Origin of the sequence: Pseudomonas flavocrustae (assembly GCF_029872515.1) — a bacterium.
GTDB classification, from domain to species: domain Bacteria; phylum Pseudomonadota; class Gammaproteobacteria; order Pseudomonadales; family Pseudomonadaceae; genus Chryseomonas; species Chryseomonas aestiva.
The window spans coordinates 57,486-72,791 of record NZ_JAPDIQ010000004.1; the positions used below are offsets into that span (position 1 = coordinate 57,486).

Annotated in this window: 14 protein-coding genes and 3 pseudogenes; 9 read left to right on the top strand and 8 right to left on the bottom strand. The window is 54.8% G+C overall.

Going from position 1 to position 15,306, the window contains the following annotated elements; all coding sequences use genetic code 11:
• Nucleotides 1-440: 440 nt before the first annotated feature.
• Nucleotides 441-1,204, top strand: a pseudogene (locus OMP44_RS10730) (IS5 family transposase).
• Between the two features lie 76 nt (nt 1,205-1,280).
• On the opposite strand, the gene OMP44_RS10735 reads toward OMP44_RS10730, so the two are convergent.
• Entirely contained in the window at nt 1,281-2,399 is a 1,119-nt protein-coding gene (locus tag OMP44_RS10735) for a glycosyltransferase (RefSeq protein ID WP_280307862.1), read from the bottom strand.
• Between the two features lie 804 nt (nt 2,400-3,203).
• On the opposite strand from OMP44_RS10735, the gene OMP44_RS10740 reads away from it, so the two are divergent.
• The 8 genes and pseudogenes from OMP44_RS10740 to OMP44_RS25215 all read left to right on the top strand — a co-directional run bounded on the left by OMP44_RS10740 (nt 3,204) and on the right by OMP44_RS25215 (nt 10,490).
• On the top strand, nt 3,204-4,970 hold the full coding sequence (locus OMP44_RS10740) for a type I secretion system permease/ATPase (RefSeq protein WP_431312635.1): 1,767 nt from the start codon (nt 3,204-3,206) through the stop codon (nt 4,968-4,970).
• Nucleotides 4,967-6,286, top strand: a complete 1,320-nt coding sequence (locus OMP44_RS10745) for an HlyD family type I secretion periplasmic adaptor subunit (protein WP_280307867.1) — start codon at nt 4,967-4,969, stop codon at nt 6,284-6,286. The genes OMP44_RS10740 and OMP44_RS10745 overlap by 4 nt, the downstream gene beginning before the upstream one ends.
• A gap of 7 nt (nt 6,287-6,293) precedes the next feature.
• The gene (locus OMP44_RS10750; RefSeq protein WP_280307870.1) at nt 6,294-7,685 is read left to right on the top strand and encodes a TolC family outer membrane protein; all 1,392 of its coding nucleotides are present in this window, start codon (nt 6,294-6,296) and stop codon (nt 7,683-7,685) included.
• A gap of 171 nt (nt 7,686-7,856) precedes the next feature.
• Nucleotides 7,857-8,843 (top strand): glycosyltransferase family 2 protein, encoded by a 987-nt coding sequence (locus tag OMP44_RS10755; RefSeq protein WP_280307872.1) that lies wholly within the window; start codon nt 7,857-7,859, stop codon nt 8,841-8,843.
• Nucleotides 8,840-9,253: a GtrA family protein gene (locus OMP44_RS10760; RefSeq protein ID WP_280307873.1), complete on the top strand. Its 414-nt coding sequence runs from the start codon at nt 8,840-8,842 to the stop codon at nt 9,251-9,253. The genes OMP44_RS10755 and OMP44_RS10760 overlap by 4 nt, the downstream gene beginning before the upstream one ends.
• Nucleotides 9,254-9,352: 99 nt before the next feature.
• Nucleotides 9,353-9,564: pseudogene (locus tag OMP44_RS25210) on the top strand (DUF6311 domain-containing protein); the annotation flags it as partial.
• A 10-nt stretch (nt 9,565-9,574) separates the two neighbouring features.
• Nucleotides 9,575-10,177 (top strand): annotated as a pseudogene (locus OMP44_RS24975) (DUF6311 domain-containing protein).
• 76 nt (nt 10,178-10,253) lie between these two features.
• Complete coding sequence (locus OMP44_RS25215) at nt 10,254-10,490, top strand: DUF6311 domain-containing protein (protein WP_488803453.1); 237 nt, start codon at nt 10,254-10,256, stop codon at nt 10,488-10,490.
• 478 nt (nt 10,491-10,968) lie between these two features.
• Here OMP44_RS25215 and OMP44_RS10765 read toward each other — a convergent pair whose 3' ends face one another.
• From OMP44_RS10765 to OMP44_RS10795, 7 genes are all read right to left on the bottom strand, one after another.
• The gene (locus tag OMP44_RS10765) at nt 10,969-11,919 is read right to left on the bottom strand and encodes a DUF4760 domain-containing protein (protein WP_280307875.1); all 951 of its coding nucleotides are present in this window, start codon (nt 11,917-11,919) and stop codon (nt 10,969-10,971) included.
• A 363-nt stretch (nt 11,920-12,282) separates the two neighbouring features.
• On the bottom strand, nt 12,283-13,428 hold the full coding sequence (locus OMP44_RS10770; protein WP_280307878.1) for a site-specific integrase: 1,146 nt from the start codon (nt 13,426-13,428) through the stop codon (nt 12,283-12,285).
• Entirely contained in the window at nt 13,425-13,634 is a 210-nt protein-coding gene (locus OMP44_RS10775) for a hypothetical protein (protein ID WP_280307881.1), read from the bottom strand. Before OMP44_RS10775 ends, OMP44_RS10770 begins: the two co-directional genes overlap by 4 nt.
• Nucleotides 13,631-13,825, bottom strand: coding sequence for a DUF7696 family protein (locus OMP44_RS10780; RefSeq protein ID WP_280307882.1), 195 nt, complete (start codon nt 13,823-13,825; stop codon nt 13,631-13,633). The genes OMP44_RS10775 and OMP44_RS10780 overlap by 4 nt, the downstream gene beginning before the upstream one ends.
• Nucleotides 13,825-14,484, bottom strand: coding sequence for a 3'-5' exonuclease (locus tag OMP44_RS10785; RefSeq protein ID WP_280307885.1), 660 nt, complete (start codon nt 14,482-14,484; stop codon nt 13,825-13,827). The genes OMP44_RS10780 and OMP44_RS10785 overlap by 1 nt, the downstream gene beginning before the upstream one ends.
• Nucleotides 14,481-14,954 (bottom strand): hypothetical protein, encoded by a 474-nt coding sequence (locus OMP44_RS10790; RefSeq protein WP_280307887.1) that lies wholly within the window; start codon nt 14,952-14,954, stop codon nt 14,481-14,483. Before OMP44_RS10790 ends, OMP44_RS10785 begins: the two co-directional genes overlap by 4 nt.
• Nucleotides 14,951-15,211 (bottom strand): hypothetical protein, encoded by a 261-nt coding sequence (locus OMP44_RS10795; RefSeq protein ID WP_280307889.1) that lies wholly within the window; start codon nt 15,209-15,211, stop codon nt 14,951-14,953. Before OMP44_RS10795 ends, OMP44_RS10790 begins: the two co-directional genes overlap by 4 nt.
• Between the last annotated feature and the right edge of the window lie 95 nt (nt 15,212-15,306).

The window sequence follows — 15,306 nt, forward strand, 5'->3', positions numbered from 1 at the left end:
CAGTAGCAGATAGCTTCAATATTGGGTTTTGCTGCACGCATGTCATTAAGGTTTAACTGGATTTCATCCTTTAAATATAGGGCAGCAATTCTTTATATAGGTTTGAGTGTTGCTAAAAAGATGTCGCTAAATAGCTAATGAAAGGCCACTACCTCTTTGCCATTATTAATAATTAGAATATTTATCTGTGTGATCTGTACAGTGACATATCAATAACTTGAAAATCAGTTAAATATCGCAACATTATATTTACAATAAATGACAGTTTCGAAGCGTGGCTTGATAGAGCTTTGCTAGGTGATAAACTTAGATGTGCTGCGGACATTGTGTACCTGTAAATCGTGCCTCTTCATGCTAGTGGCGGACGGTGCAAGCGTCTTAGGCTCTGTACGAAAAATCTGAGCGATTTAAATTGTCGCCATGACAGGCTGGAGGGCCGCATGGCAAAGCGTTACGAACTCCCGGATGAAGCATGGGAGCTGATCGAAGATCTTGTTTCGCCCGAGCAGAAGAGGGGGCGGCCACGTAGTAATGACCTGCTGATGCTCAATGGCACCTTCTGGATCCTGTGTTCAGGTGCCGCCTGGCGCGACCTACCTGAGCGGTTCGGCCCCTGGTCCACGTTGTATCAGCGGCTTCGTGACTGGCGAGATGACGGTACGTTTGATCGGGTTCTCGAGCGCTTACACGTTCGCTTGAATCAGGAGGGGCTGATTGACCTGGACACCTGAGGGCCAGAAGAACCGGTAGACCATGCGCTGGGGCGCAGCAGAGGTGGCCTGACCACCAAGATCCGCATGATTTGCGACGCCAACGGCGTCCCCCTACGCTTTATGTTGTCGCCGGGTCACCCCAGCGACATCTCCCATGCTCAGGCACTTCTGGATCAGGTGCGCATCCCCAGCAAGCCAGGCCGCCCCGCAAGCGCTGCCGCTGGTTGCTGGCAGACAAGAGCTACGATGCCGAGCACTGGCGCCAGTACTGCGACCATTACCGAATGAGACCTGTGATTCTGCGGCGAACGATGAAACGCAAGCCCAAGCCGGGACTGCCAAGGCTGTTCGACCGTCCGAAATACCGGCAGCGCAACATCATCAAGCGGATGTTTGGCTGGCTGAAAAAGAGTCGCAGGATTGGCACTCGCTACGACAAGCTGGCAAAAATTTTCGCTACGATGGTCACGCTGCGCTGCCTACGCCAGTAATTTTCGTACAGAGCCTAGCATATCGTCAGCCAACTAATTACGCATGTGGAGGCGCGATGCGGCGAATACGAGGCTATTACATCGATGGGCGCATAAGTGCCTCGCGGTAAACCTTTAACAAATTGATAGCCATAAATTCACTGCGAAAATGCGTATTGAAGCGTTCCCGCGCAGCATTCCCATACCGAGTCCGTAGATCGACACTCTGCCAAAGCTTTATTAGCCCCTGACGTACAGCCAAGGAGTCTGGCGCGACGCCTAGTCCGGTTTTTTCATTAATATTGATTTCGCTCATTCCCGATCCTATCTCGCAACTGAGCATGGGCTTGCCGTACATGGCCGCTTCTAGAAGCGCCATACCGAAGGCTTCAGAACGCAGGTGCGAAGGGAAGACGAAACTCTCGCAACCTGCGTAAAGAGCCGCTAAATTTTCTTCCGTCTGCCGGCCTAAGAAGTGACAGTTCGTAAGCTCAAGTCGCTCGCATTGCATTTGTAGCGCATCGCTTTCTGGACCAGCACCTACGATAGCCATCGGATAATCCAAGCCTCGTAAGGCTTCAAGTAGCAGATGTAGCCCTTTGTAGTAGCGTAGAACCCCCACGAACAAAAAATATCTTTGCCCGAGTCGCTGTTTCCATTCCGCGATACGCTCCTGCTCTGGCGATGGATAGCTAGCGGGGTCTAGACCGTAGGGGATAACGCGAACCTTGTCACCCAGACGCTGCAGCATCGCACTTGTCTGGCGATAGGGTTCTGTCGCCGCAATTACGCAGGCTGCTTTATCCAGGAACTGCCGCATTAATGGCGCATATAACTTGAGCAAATTACGCTGCTTAACTATATCTGAATGGTAACTCACCACATAGGGTCTTCCTGTGCGAACCAGGAGTTGTAACACATCCATGAAGGGCCATGGAAAATGGAAATGCACTAGATCTGCCGTGTGAGCCTCTTCGGCAAAGGCTTTGAACGCTCCCAAGGATAGTCCTGTAGAAGCCACATCAAAATCCTGGCGCACGCGACGCACAGTAATGCCATCTACTTCGACGCGCTCCGGCACTGGGTGCTTGCTGAGCGTCAGTATGCGATTGTCAACGCCGAGCCCTTTGGTTGCCAAGCACATCTGTCGTATGACGTGCTCAATACCGCCATGGGTGTCGGGAAGGTAGGTTTTGAAAACATGCAGAACGCGCACGGCAGAAACCTTCTTAAAAAGATATACCCTACCACATCCTTGGAAGATACTTAAGGAGCTTGTGATGAGCTAAGCCTTTAGAACAAATTTTCAAAAATTCCTTTCACGATATTGCATTGGCTTTCAGTTAGTTAGTAGGTGAGTGCGGGCGTTTCACGTTGACAATGAAAGCGGAGGCCTATTAGTTAATAAAGATTTGAGCATGACCGTTTAATATTAATTTTTATTCAGCTAAAATACTGGCAGTCGCAGGTTGGGTCAAAGGAAAACGAAGCGGTTTCATGGAGGCAAGATGCGATCGAGTTTTCAGATTTTTTGCCTTTTCCCGATTTTCATTTTGCAGTTTTTGCCTTTGAGGGTTCTATTTTAGGCGAAAATCCATTAATTTAATACTATCTGATATATTGGCCATACAGGGGGTAATGGTGATTATTGGTTTTAAATCTATCTAGATAGAAATGCAAAGCTCTAATTGCGGAGTAGTACTCCTGAAAGGCCGAGTGTTTAGGTGGTGCCTTAGTTGTTAGGCAATATCGATAATGGCTCGGCTTTGATAGAGATGGCTATAATCTTGGCGTCAGAGTGAGGCTATGGTTTGTGTATTTATTGAGTGCGGGCTTGAGGTTCTAGTTTGATTGGTGTCAAAGGATGCCTGGTGTTTTATATGTATAACATTATCTAAAGGTTGTGGCTCGTAACGCTTGCCTGGTAAAATTGGATATCATTTAGTTTTGATGAATATCAATTTTTCAATTAAGGCTGCATCTATAAGATTGCTATAGTAGTTAAACTGGCTGGTGAGCAATGATGAATAGTGAAGCGGCAGAGCTAAAAAGTGCTTTATTTTCATTGAGAGAAAGCTTTTTCTATATAGGGTTCTTTAGTTTTTTTGTGAATCTTCTATTGCTGACTCCGTCTTTCTATATGTTGGAAGTCTACGATCGTGTTGTCAGTAGTCGAAGTGAGGTAACTCTTGTTATGCTTACGCTGATTGCTGTTTTTATGATTATAGTTTATGGGGTCTTAGAGTGGGTTCGTTCGCGGATGATGATCCGAATTTCCACAAAGCTAGACCTAATGCTCAGCGAGCGCGTTTTTAATGCTAGCTTCAAGCAGGCATTAGCTAATAACGGATTAGGCATTTCGGCGCAGCCAATGAGCGATTTGGCGGGTTTGAGGCAATTTCTCACAGGAAGCGCCTTGTTTGCATTTTTTGATATTCCGTGGATTATCGTTTATATAGGACTGATGTACTATTTTCATCATTGGTTTGGGTGGTTAACTGTCATTGGCGCGCTAATTGCGGTGATGTTTGCTGTTTTTAATGAGTGGGCGATAGGCAAGAATCTTTATGAGGCTAACAAGGAAAATAGCGTGGCGTTGGGTGCGTTTAGCGCGAGTCTGCGTAACGCCGAAGTCATTAGTTCAATGGGAATGTTGCCAAGCTTACTAGGCCGCTGGAAGTTGCGTGGATATAGGGTTTTGTCTCTACAAGCTCATGCGAGTGAAAAAGGCGGCGCCATCTCAAATGCCTCGCGAACATGGCGGATAATGCTTCAGTCTTTTATACTAGGCCTCGGCGCTTTTCTAGCTATCAATAATGAAATTACCCCTGGCTTAATGACTGCTGCATCAATTTTGGTCGGACGCGCTTTGGCTCCTATCGATAATATGATTGGGAATTGGCGGGGATTCGTAGCCGCTCGCGGTCAATACAGCCGTCTCAGCGCACTGCTACAGCAAATTCCGGTAGATCCTGAGCACATGCCTCTCCCAATTCCCCAAGGCGATCTTTCTGTAGAACAGATCATAATAACGCCGCCAGGTGCTCAGGCTCCGGTAATTAGAGGTATTAGCTTTCGAGCACCTCCTGGCGCCTCGGTAGGGATTCTGGGGGCCAGTGCTGCGGGTAAATCTACTCTGGCTCGTGCGTTGCTTGGCGTTTGGCCGACACAGAGTGGCAAGGTGCGTTTGGATGGAGCGGACATGTGCCTCTTGGATCGAGCCACGGTCGGCCCCTACCTCGGCTATCTCCCTCAAGATATAGAGCTATTCGAAGGCACAATTGCTGAGAACATCGCCCGGTTTGGCGACGTTGATGCGACTAAGGTAGTCGAGGCTGCGAAGCTGGTTGGCGTACACGAGATGATTCTGCGTCTTTCTCAAGGCTACGACACGGTGATCGGTGCCTATAAAGGTGTTCTTTCAGGTGGCCAGCGTCAACGCATTGCGCTTGCGCGTGCTATCTACGGCGATCCTAAGCTGGTGGTGCTCGATGAACCCAATTCTAATCTGGATGACGTTGGGGAGCGTGCTTTGGGTGAAGTGCTCGAAAGGCTCAAGCAAAAGGGCACCACCCTTTTCATCATTACTCATAGAGCAGGCGTGCTTGCTTATGTGGACAGCCTCTTAGTGCTAAGTGAAGGCCAAATCGCGATATCCGGCGCGCGCGACCAAGTACTTACCCAGTTGAAAGCGCAACAGGCGAGCGCGCCCCAGTCTGTGTTGATTCCTAAGTCGGCCACGCCAGTACCACCTCCGTCTGGTAGTTCTGAAAAGGGACCCGCATGAAGGACGTCTTCTCGGAGGCAGAAGCTCATGGCCTCAAGGTCAGCGACGTACCGATACGTCGGCTGGGCTTGTTAATTCTGTTGGTAGTATTTGGGATTGGCGGTGGCTGGGCAGCCCTGGCACCGCTTAATAGTGCAGCCGTTGCCACAGGTTTGGTGGCGGTAGACAGCTACCGCAAGTCGGTCCAACACCTGGAAGGCGGTATCGTCCGCGAGGTGCGGGTACACGACGGCGACGACGTCAAGGCTGGGGACGTGCTGATTGTCCTGGACAGTACCCAGGCGGGTTCGGAACTGGAGGCGACCCGTGGTCAGTTGATCGCCGCCCAAGCGCAGGAGGCCCGGCTCATCGCCGAGCGGGACGGCGTCAATGACATCATCTTCGGCGCGAGTGACTTTCCAACCGCAGACAAACGTGTGCAAGAAGCTCGCGCCAGTGAACGGCAGATCTTCTTGGCCGGTCGCGATGCGCGCCGTGGTGAGATCGACGTTCTGAAGAATCGCGCCGCAGAACTCGAACAGCAGATTCGGGGCTATAACGAGGTGATCGCCAGCAAGGTGAGTCTGGCCAAATCCTATGCCAGCGAGATTAAGGATCTCACCGGGTTGCTGAAGGAGGGCTTCGTCAGCAACGAGCGTCTTCGTGACCAAGAACGCAATCTCTCCCGTCTGCAGGCGGAGATCGCTGATCAGCGCTCCGCTATCGCCCGGGCCAAGGTCCAGATCGGCGAGACGCGGCTGCAGATCCTGCAGACCACTCAGAAATTTAAGTCTGACGTGGCCAGCCGGCTGGCTGACGCTCAGTCGCGAATCTACGAGGCGCGCGAGCGGGTAGGCGCCTTGCAGGACAAGTTCAACCGTACCGAGGTCAAGGCACCCGTTAGCGGTATGGTGATGAATCTGGCTGTACATACCATCGGAGGCGTCGTGCAATCGGGCACCAATCTGCTCGATATCGTGCCAGATGCCGCCAAGCTCATCGTCGAAGTACACATCGAGCCCAAGGATATCGACCGGGTAGAATTGGGAACCAAGGCCGAAGTTCGTTTCAGTGCCTTCAGTAACGCCACCACGCCCATCATCGAAGGCGAATTAGTCTATGTGTCAGCGGACCGGATTATCAACGAGCGCGACGGTACGCCTTACTACCTGGGCCGGGTAAAGCTGACCGACCAGGGTAAGAAAGATTTGGGCCACCGGGAACTGGTCGCGGGCATGCCTGCCGACGTGCTGATCAACACCGGTTCGCGCACCATGCTGCAATACCTGCTCAAGCCAGCGCGCAATGCCATGGCTCGCTCGTTGATCGAGGAGTAGGGCAGCTATGAAAGGCAAATTCATTACGTTGGCGGTATTGCTAGGTTGCTGTCACTGGGCGCAGGCGCAGACAGTCGCCACATCCCAACCACAGGATTATGTCGATCTTTGGAAGCTTTATCAGGATAGCGCTGTGTCGGATCCGCGTATTCGTGGTGCCGAGGCTCAGGTGAAAAACCTGGAGGGCCAGGAGCGCTCCGCCTTCGGCCAGGTGCTGCCGCAGTTGAGCGGCGGAGCCTCGACCAGTCGAGTACGGCGTGAGGAGGGTATGCAGACCCTCAACTACAACGGCGAAAGCTACAACCTGAGCCTGAGCCAGGCCCTCTACAACGCCGCGGCCTGGCGCGGTTTCAAACGCTATGAGCAGCTGACCGAGCAGTACCGTGCCCAATACGAGGATGCCAAGACCCAGTCGGCCGCGGACCTCGTACAACGCTATTTCGCCGCGTTGGCAGCTGAAGATACGCTCGAGCTGGTCACTGCCGAGCGAAAGGCGACGCAGCGCAACCTGGATCGTGCCCAGGCGCTGTTTGACAAGCAGATGAGTACCATTACCGACGTCCTGCAGATATCCGCCAAGGTGGATAGCCTGAAAACTCAGGAGATCGAGGCACGCAACCAGATCCAGGTGACCCGCGAGGCCCTGGGCGAACTGATCGGCCGTTCTGTCTATCAGCCGCTCAAGCGCCTCAACGAAAAAGCCCAGCTGGCCATGCCGCAAGGTGACGAAGAGCAGTGGGTGAGTTCGGCCGTGGCGAACAACCCTGCGCTTGGGGCCAAGCAGCGCGCCGTGGACGCCGCCAACTATGGTATCTCCGAGGCCAAGGCTGGCCATCTGCCGACCCTGAGCTTCAACCTCGGCGCCCAACGCAGCGACTTTGCCTATGACAATGTCATCGCCTCATCCGCGATCAATACCTACTCAGCCACGATCAGCGTGCAGATACCGCTCTATAGCGGCGGCTCGACCAGCGCCCGTGTCGCCAGCTCCTATGGCTCGCGCGACGCCGCCGAGCAAGAATACGAGTCGATCCGCCGTCAGGTGGTGAAGGAAACGCGTACGGCCTACATGAAGAGCGCTGCGGATTTGGCCAAGATTGGCTCTTCGCGTAATGCCCTGGACTCGGCGATCAAGTCCCGCGCCGCCAGTGAGCGATCGCTCAGCCTGGGCGTAGCGACCGCTGTGGATGTGCTCAACGCGGTGCAGCAGGAATACAGCGCACGGCGAGACTATCTGCAGGCGCAATACGACTTCGTCACCAATCAGTTGGTGCTGCTGCGCTGGAGTGGTGGCTTCCGAGATACCGATATCCAGAAGATCAACGGTTGGCTGGCTGTGCCTACCCCCGGTGAAGAGCGTAAGACCGGGGTGAAGGAGGGAGAGATCGTCAAAGGATGAGTGGAAGGCAATAGGGTTTGCATCCGCGCCCCCCCCCCAGCGTCTGCCACCTATTAGGGAGGCAGACGCTTTTCTATCTGAAAGAATTGCCCTGATTGTAGTATTTCACTACGAGATAGACAGGTTCGCTGTGTTATCAGGCGAAGCCTGGTCTAGTCCGAAGGAGATAGGTTGAACAGCTACGACCTCGGGCCACGCGCCACGGACACGCCGGTGCTATTAACCCTCGTAATACCGGTATTTAACGAGACGGAAGCCATTCCTTTCTTCCTGGAGCGAGTAGGGGCCGTCTTCGCGACACAGGCTGGAATCGAGCTCGAGTTTCTGTTCATCAACGATGGCAGTACCGATGCGACCTTGCAGACGCTGTTGGAATGCCAGCAGCGTGAGCGACGAATCCGAGTGCTGGATCTTAGCCGCAACTTCGGCAAGGAAGCGGCCATGACCGCGGGTCTCGAAGAGGCCCGCGGTCAGCTGGTCGTGCCGATTGACGTCGATCTCCAGGATCCACCCGAGGTGATCCTAGAGATGATTGCCAAATGGCGCGAGGGCTATGAAGTCGTTCTAGGACGACGCCTGAATCGCGACTCGGACTCCTGGGCCAAGCGTACCTCGGCCAATTGGTTCTACCGTCTGCACAACAAGATCGCCAATCCCCAGTTACCGGAGAATGTCGGCGATTTCCGCCTCATGGATCACTGCGTGGTGGAAGCGCTCAAGGAACTGCCGGAGTCGCGCCGCTTTATGAAGGGATTGTTCGCCTGGGTAGGCTTCCGCACCGCCTACGTGGACTATGCTCGTCCTGAGCGGGTCGCCGGCTCGACCAAGTTCAACGGCTGGCGGCTATGGAATTTTGCCTTGGAAGGCGTCACCAGCTTCAGCACTGATCCCTTGAGGGTATGGACCTACCTGGGATCAGCTGTTTCCCTGGTGTCCTTTTTGTTTGCCATATCCATCGCCCTGAAAGTGTTGATCAAGGGGGTGGATGTGCCCGGTTATGCCTCCATCATCGTCTCGGTCACTTTCTTGGGCGGTCTGCAGCTCATGGGAATCGGCATTCTTGGCGAGTATCTGGGGCGAACCTACCTCGAAGCCAAGCGCCGCCCGGTCTATGTGGTGCGCAAGAATTACACAGTGACCGATCAGGCTGAGCCATGATCACCAAGCTCAAGGCACTGCGCGAGGGACGCGCCTTTGGCGAGCTATTGGTAGCGAGTCGCTTTGGTTTAGTAGGACTCGCGGCCACAGCTGTGCACCTTGCCATTATCACCCTGTTGATTCGAGCTGGCTTGGCACCGTTGCTAGCTAATCTGCTGGCCTTCGTGTGCGCCTTCGGCGTGTCCTTCTGCGGGCATTACCTTTGGACTTTCCGCAGTTCAGTCGGCGTAAGTCGCGCCATTGTGCGCTTCTTTCTAATAGCGGTAGGTGGTTTCTTGGTTAACAGTGCTTTGCTTGCGCTGCTGTTGCGCTGGACCACCTTTGAAAGTACCACTTGCGCGCTGATTGCCATTCTCATCGTGCCGGTGCTGTCCTTTCTAGCAAGCCGGCTTTGGGGCTTCAAGGCGTGAGTACGATTCACTCTTTAGGAAAGTAAGATGTCAGATTGAAGCTCACGCGCGGAATCGCGGTTGGTAGGGACTTAGCTTGGGCGACCTGGCGTACTCGCCTTCCTGGCAATACTCGGTCCCCGCGTACTTGATCCTGCCAACATTAGCTGGTTGCACGCAGGTAACTTTGCCCAGTACTACTTGGGCTGGCGTTTTTTCAGCAGGCGCCTTGGATTTTTCCTATTAGACTAAACCCTGGTTTTGGCCTCGAATTAGGTAATTCCATCGGCTACACTGATTCTACACCACTGTTGGCAATCTTCTTCAAATAGGTCCCCCCTGCTGCCCGGGACTTTCAAGTCCGCTGGAATCTGGTGGCTCTTCTGCTTCATATTGCAGGCATTTTTCGCTAGGAAGATCATCGGTCCGTTTTCAAGGAATCTGGCCATCCAGATTCCGGCCGTAATGTTATTTCTCTTCGCACAGCCGTTTCTCTGGCGCTTGCAATGTCACGTAAGTCTTACCGGACATTTTTTTGGTTTTGGCAGGAATCTATCTCGTACTTCGCCTCGACCAACGCCACTGTATTCTCTATTGGTGCTTACTGTTTGAAACGTTGTTCTGATTCATGCCTACTTCTTTCCCATGGTTGGCGCGCTGTGGGGGGCAGGATTAGGCTGGCGTATAGCGAAGCGTACACAAACAATTCGCCATGCTATTGTCGAGACAATAGCCGTAGCCCTGACTGCGCTTTTCTGCTGTTGGCAGGCCGGCTATTTCGCTGTACAGAATGGCTTAAGTGCAACTGGTTATGGTCAGCTCGCCCTTAATCTGCTTTCAGTCTTCGATTCTGCAGACACCTGGGCGCACAGTCCTACGTCGCGATGGTCATACGTGTTGCAGCATCTTCCTGAGATTCCAGGTAACTATGAGGGCTTTAATTAACATGGCTTGGGTACCATCGTGCTGTTGATCCTAGGTATACCTACCACAAGTGAGTAGCAAGGTTAGCCTGATTTCAGTGGTTCCTCGCAATCCATTGCTAGTCCTAGCCGTGCTGGCACTTACGCAGTTCGCCATTACAAACAAGGTTGGTATCGGCTCCTATTCCTTTCAGTTCCCCATCGGAGCTCATCTAGAACGACTAGCCAACGTCTTTCGAGCTTCGGGAAGGATCTTCTGGCTCGTACAGTACCATCGGGAAAAATACTCTGAACGAACGCTATTTCACGGTAGGGAGACGTGGAGCGATCATTGACGAGGAACATGGCGGGCCGCAGGCGGTAGGTGATTTCCAGGTCATCATACCGACCCGAGTCTTGCCGCTGCATGTCGCTGGCGTGCGCTCCACCCGCTAGACGAAACCGTCCGGCAGACAGGATTGCAGAAGAGATGGTGCCGGCACCAGGAGTCGAACCCGGGACCTACTGATTACAAGAAAGCTGGGCTTCCCTTGGATTTCAGGTACTTAGCCGTTTTCTTGTTACGCATGCGCACGCCGTTAACCCGAAGCCCTAGCGGGTCCCGGCTAGCTTGTTACGTGCTGGTTCAGAGAGCGGAAGGTAATGAGTGACGACGATGGCGCTGAGTCTATGGCCGGTCAGGCATCACGACGGATCAGAAGCCCGTTGCCATCGCTTATCGCTTGCTAGCTAAGGTTTCGGGAATGGGGCCAATCGCTCGCCCACCTGGAAGCTGCCCTTCTAGGTGGACCCGATAAATCTTCGTTGCAATGGCTAGCCGGCAGTTGGTGGCGGGACAACATTGACGCCATCATTTGTTGCTAGCGAAGGATGCGCGGTATGTGGGTGGGAGGCTTCATCAGTAGATACTTTTGGGTCCAGCATGTTTTTACAAACATCCGCTTCGGGATGCCGGATTCCAATTGATGCGTTATCAGGGTTGGATCGATACCGTTCAACCAAGGACTCTTTGTTCCAAGCCTTTGTTAAGTTCACAAGGCCTTCAAAATTCTTAGGATCAGTCTTCTGTGCCTCGATTATGAGATGAAAACCTCGGCGTTCGGTTCCTGCAAGAATGCCTGAAAAACACTCTCTCAAAAGGCAGTCATCCAGGTCGCGATATTTGATTCCTTGGGCGAGAAATTCGAAGTAATTTAAGATATATATTGTGCCTTGTATTGCGTCAGATACATCTTGAGGAACCTGCGCATTTTTATATTCTTCTTTGGAGCCGTTAAAGCGCCATTCTGCCAGCTCTGGCGGAATGACTGCATTATTGTAAAGTTTTGAGCTGGCTCTGGCCTGCTGCTGATACTCACTGCTGGTGCGCGAAGCCATAATTATATTTAGCGTATGACTTCTTCTAGCGTTAGCTGCCGTTGTAATTGCTTGGATCCACCAGCCCATTCCTACAAAGGAACCGGTCACAAGTATAGAGAGAGATGTCTGATATTCTGGTTTGTATCTTAGGATTGTATAGCTGCATACCATGATTGCCCAAATGACAAGGCTAAACATAGGCAGCATTTCGCGTGTATCTGGATATCTTTTGATAATGTATTCATATGCACAAAAAACAAGTAGTGTTGCACCAGCTATAACAGTTAGGCAGTCGAGAAAGCCAATGTCAAAGGGAAGCGGTGTGCTTGTGTAGGTAAACATCAAACGAAGTGCTGCCATACAGATTAGAGTTGCTGCTGCAGCACCAATTTTTAATTTATTCATTCTTCTCATCTGCCAGAACTAAAAAAGGCCCCAGAAGGGGCCTTTTTAATAGGTTTAGATATTAGCCAGCACCAACACCGATGTTCAGTTTCATGCCTTTGCTCCTCACCGCTTCGTTGAATGATATGTTTCACGTTAAAACGTAGCTCAGCAGTTAGGCCGGTAAACCGGCTTGACTTACGACTGCCACCGCATTCAAGAGTTCAGGCCCATCGGTGGACCTTGCTTGCGCGTAGGATCGGATAGCTACCTAAAGGCGTCAAGGCGCTTTACAAAAAAAATTATTGCGTACTTGTCGAAATTGGCTTGCTTTTTCGCATGTTGTGTGGCAGCTGGTTTCTGTGTGCTAGCCGGCTTCCCTTGCTATCCTGATGGAGAAACAATCGGAATGCTCAAATCGTAGATGTCTAGCATAGCAGCCGAGCGGTGGCCGCTGGCCTGCTGCTTGTCAGCGCGGGTGCCGGGGCTATCGGTGATGCCCTTGCGCTTGAGGTCGTGCAATGCGAAGCGCTGCTCGGCCTGGATGACGCCATCGGCGATCGCCGTGGTGATGAAGCGCTGCCAGGCGCTATCGAGGCTGGACTTGACCAGGGCGCCGCCGTGAATAGCCACGATTGCCGGGCGGCGCTCGGGCGCAGCGGGTGTGGGGATCGACTTCTTTGTCCAGATCGCTGTGCGATAGGCCCTGGCGGAGTTCCAGGCCTCCCGGAGACGTGGCGTCCAGCTGACGACGTTGTCGCGGCTACCCTTGCGGCGATTGGTCTGCAGGCCTTCGGGCAATTCATTGGCGTCGGTGAGGGTCACCACCTCGATCCCACGCAGGCGGCAGAGGTAGGCCAGCTCCATCACCAGCCACAGGTAGGCTGGGCAGCTGCCAGGTTGGCCGCGGCTCAGGCGTCCCATTTCGCGAGCTCGCTGGATCAGCAGGTCCATAACCTCTGGTGCCGGTAGACGCCGCTGCTTGCGCTCGGTGGGCGCTTCGATGCCCAGGGCGGGATTGACGTCGACGTAGCCGCGGTTGCGGCCCCACTGCAGAACTCGGCGCAAATAGCGCAGGGCGTGCGCAGCCTTCGATGGCGTACCCTCGGCGGCGATTCGATCGACCAGGCGCTGGACCAGGGCTGGGGTGAACTTGCGGACAGCGAGGGCACCGAGTGGCTTGCCCAGCTTGGTGGGAACGCTGACCAGGACCTTCCGGCAGTAGTCATAGTCGGCTTGGGTCTTGGTGGCGAGCTGCTTGAACTGCTGGCTCGCATGGTACTGGCTGCATAGATAGTCGAGGCTCTCGCGATCCACACCATCGCGCTCTTCCATGATGCGGTGCAGCTCGGAGAGGGTAACGGTGGCTGGTGCAACGTTCTTGCGGCGCTGCCGGCCGGCTTCGTCCCGGTGCAGGGTGTACCAGACGCCATGCCCGCGGTGATCGAAGAAACAGGCCGCGGGTAGCGCGGCCTGGTCGATGTGGCTGGGTATATGGGGGTTGAGCTTTCGCTTCCTGGCTCGCCTCATAGGATGTCGACGCCGTACCGCTCCTGGCTTGCCGGCTTGACGCCGCCGGCCTGGTTGATGAGTTCGAGGGTGGTCCAGGGGCCTGTGCGGCCCCTGAATATCCGGACGCCCTGGTCGAGCAGGATCCGCTCAACGTCCGCGCGCCGGTTGTACCCGGTGATTGATTGCAGATCCTGGAAGGTCAGGATCCCGGTCGCCGGTGTCATTGCTCCAGCCACTCCTCGCGGCGACCGTACTGCCGCCGCATTTCCTGGATGAGTTTATCGGCCGCCTGGGCACCGCGTTTACTGGAAATCAAGGCGCTCAATTCTTGGATCCGCTCGGGTGAAATGTAGCCCTTGCGGATCCAGGTGCGCGCCTCGGCCTCGAGGAGCTGTTGGCGGTTGTCGATATTCATTACCTAGCCTGCAGGTCTGTGGGCTGTTCCAGCGATGCCACCCGGCTGGCTTCGGCCTTGGCGCAGTCCAGGCGGAGGGCATGGACGGACAGGGCCTGGATCAGCTGATGCGCTTCATGGCGGGCATCGTGCAGAGCGTGGTGACGGATGCCATTGAAGTGGCGCGGCTTGGCGGCCGGATACAGGTCCAGCAGCGTCCGCAGGTCGCGCTCTTCCCGGTGATGCCAAGGCACCAGGTTGCCGCCGATGCGGTAGGCGTTGCCCAGGATGATGCAGTCGAAACTGGGGCTGTTGCCCCAGATCCGCCGCTCGACATCGGCGAGACAGCCGTCCTGGTCGGGCTGAGGCTCGGACTGCTGGAGCAGCCAGTTGGAGAAAAGCACCAGCGCGGCCCGGATGTCGTCCCGATCGCGGCTGCCGTCGATCTCGGCCCGGGCCTCAGGCGACTGCTGCCACCACCATTCGATAGTTTCGCTATCAGGCACGGCGCCGCGGGCAATGGCGGATTCCAGGTCGACGCGGCTGTAGAACTCGTCGGCGATCGACGCCGCGGCTGTGCCGGCACCGATCACGGCAACGGCGCCGATGGACAGGATCGGGGCGTTGTTGCCCTGGCCGAGGGTCTCCAGGTCGATGACGATGTCGATACGGCGGTTCATTTGGCATCCCTCGCGGCATCTTGATCGTGCGACTTCTCTGCCCACTGGACAGCGAGCTCCCAGGCCGCCTCGTATGTGTCGGCGTAGATCCATACGGTGCGCATGTACCCGAACCCAGACGCGAAGGTGTCCTGGCCCATGTATTTGCGGACGGTACTACCGAACTGGATGGCCAGGCCGAGCAGCTGCCGGCGGAAAAGTGCATGGGCGTTGTCGGCGAGGTGATCCTGCTCGGTGAAGTGTTCGAGCTCACAAGGGCGCTGCATGATCTCAACCACTGGTTGGAGCGAGATGTGCTGGTGCCCGTCCTCGTCGAGCAGCTCGTCGATCAGGTCGCGTATCGCCCCGTCCCAGTGCTTTTCTGCGAACGCCTCGGTGACGGTTGCCGCGGCCAGGTCGACGATCTGCAGGGTTCGCAGCTCGTGCTCTTCTGCCTGGGCGGAACGGGTGATGCCGGAATTGGTAGTCATGCGGATGCTCCGGTGTGCTGCTGGGCCGGCTTGGCCAGGGTGGTTTCGATGACCTCGGCGTCCTCGGCAGTCAGGGCGCCGAGGGTGTTGGCCATGCTGGCCAGGGCGAGGAGGTGGATGCGATCGCCGCTGGAGCGGCTGACCTGGTAACGGATGACCGCCTCGCCCAGCAGGGCGGTGGCCTGGCAGCGTTGCACCAGGGCTGAGTGGAGCGTGATAGGCTGAGCATTGCTACTGCGCTGGTTTACGTTAGGCATGATGTTTCTCCAGTGGTGGTGGTCGGCCTGGGCGAGTTGGCGCTCCCCAGGCCTTTTTCTTTCCGGCGTCCCGTCAGCGGATCCGGACTTTCTCT

Coding starts and splice junctions, on each gene's coding strand:
- OMP44_RS10740 (WP_431312635.1), top strand. CDS start 3,204: ATGATGAATAGTGAAGCGGCAGAGCTAAAAAGTGCTTTATTTTCATTG.
- OMP44_RS10745 (WP_280307867.1), top strand. CDS start 4,967: ATGAAGGACGTCTTCTCGGAGGCAGAAGCTCATGGCCTCAAGGTCAGC.
- OMP44_RS10750 (WP_280307870.1), top strand. CDS start 6,294: ATGAAAGGCAAATTCATTACGTTGGCGGTATTGCTAGGTTGCTGTCAC.
- OMP44_RS10760 (WP_280307873.1), top strand. CDS start 8,840: ATGATCACCAAGCTCAAGGCACTGCGCGAGGGACGCGCCTTTGGCGAG.
- OMP44_RS10765 (WP_280307875.1), bottom strand. CDS start 11,919: ATGAATAAATTAAAAATTGGTGCTGCAGCAGCAACTCTAATCTGTATG.
- OMP44_RS10770 (WP_280307878.1), bottom strand. CDS start 13,428: ATGAGGCGAGCCAGGAAGCGAAAGCTCAACCCCCATATACCCAGCCAC.
- OMP44_RS10775 (WP_280307881.1), bottom strand. CDS start 13,634: ATGACACCGGCGACCGGGATCCTGACCTTCCAGGATCTGCAATCAATC.
- OMP44_RS10780 (WP_280307882.1), bottom strand. CDS start 13,825: ATGAATATCGACAACCGCCAACAGCTCCTCGAGGCCGAGGCGCGCACC.
- OMP44_RS10785 (WP_280307885.1), bottom strand. CDS start 14,484: ATGAACCGCCGTATCGACATCGTCATCGACCTGGAGACCCTCGGCCAG.
- OMP44_RS10790 (WP_280307887.1), bottom strand. CDS start 14,954: ATGACTACCAATTCCGGCATCACCCGTTCCGCCCAGGCAGAAGAGCAC.
- OMP44_RS10795 (WP_280307889.1), bottom strand. CDS start 15,211: ATGCCTAACGTAAACCAGCGCAGTAGCAATGCTCAGCCTATCACGCTC.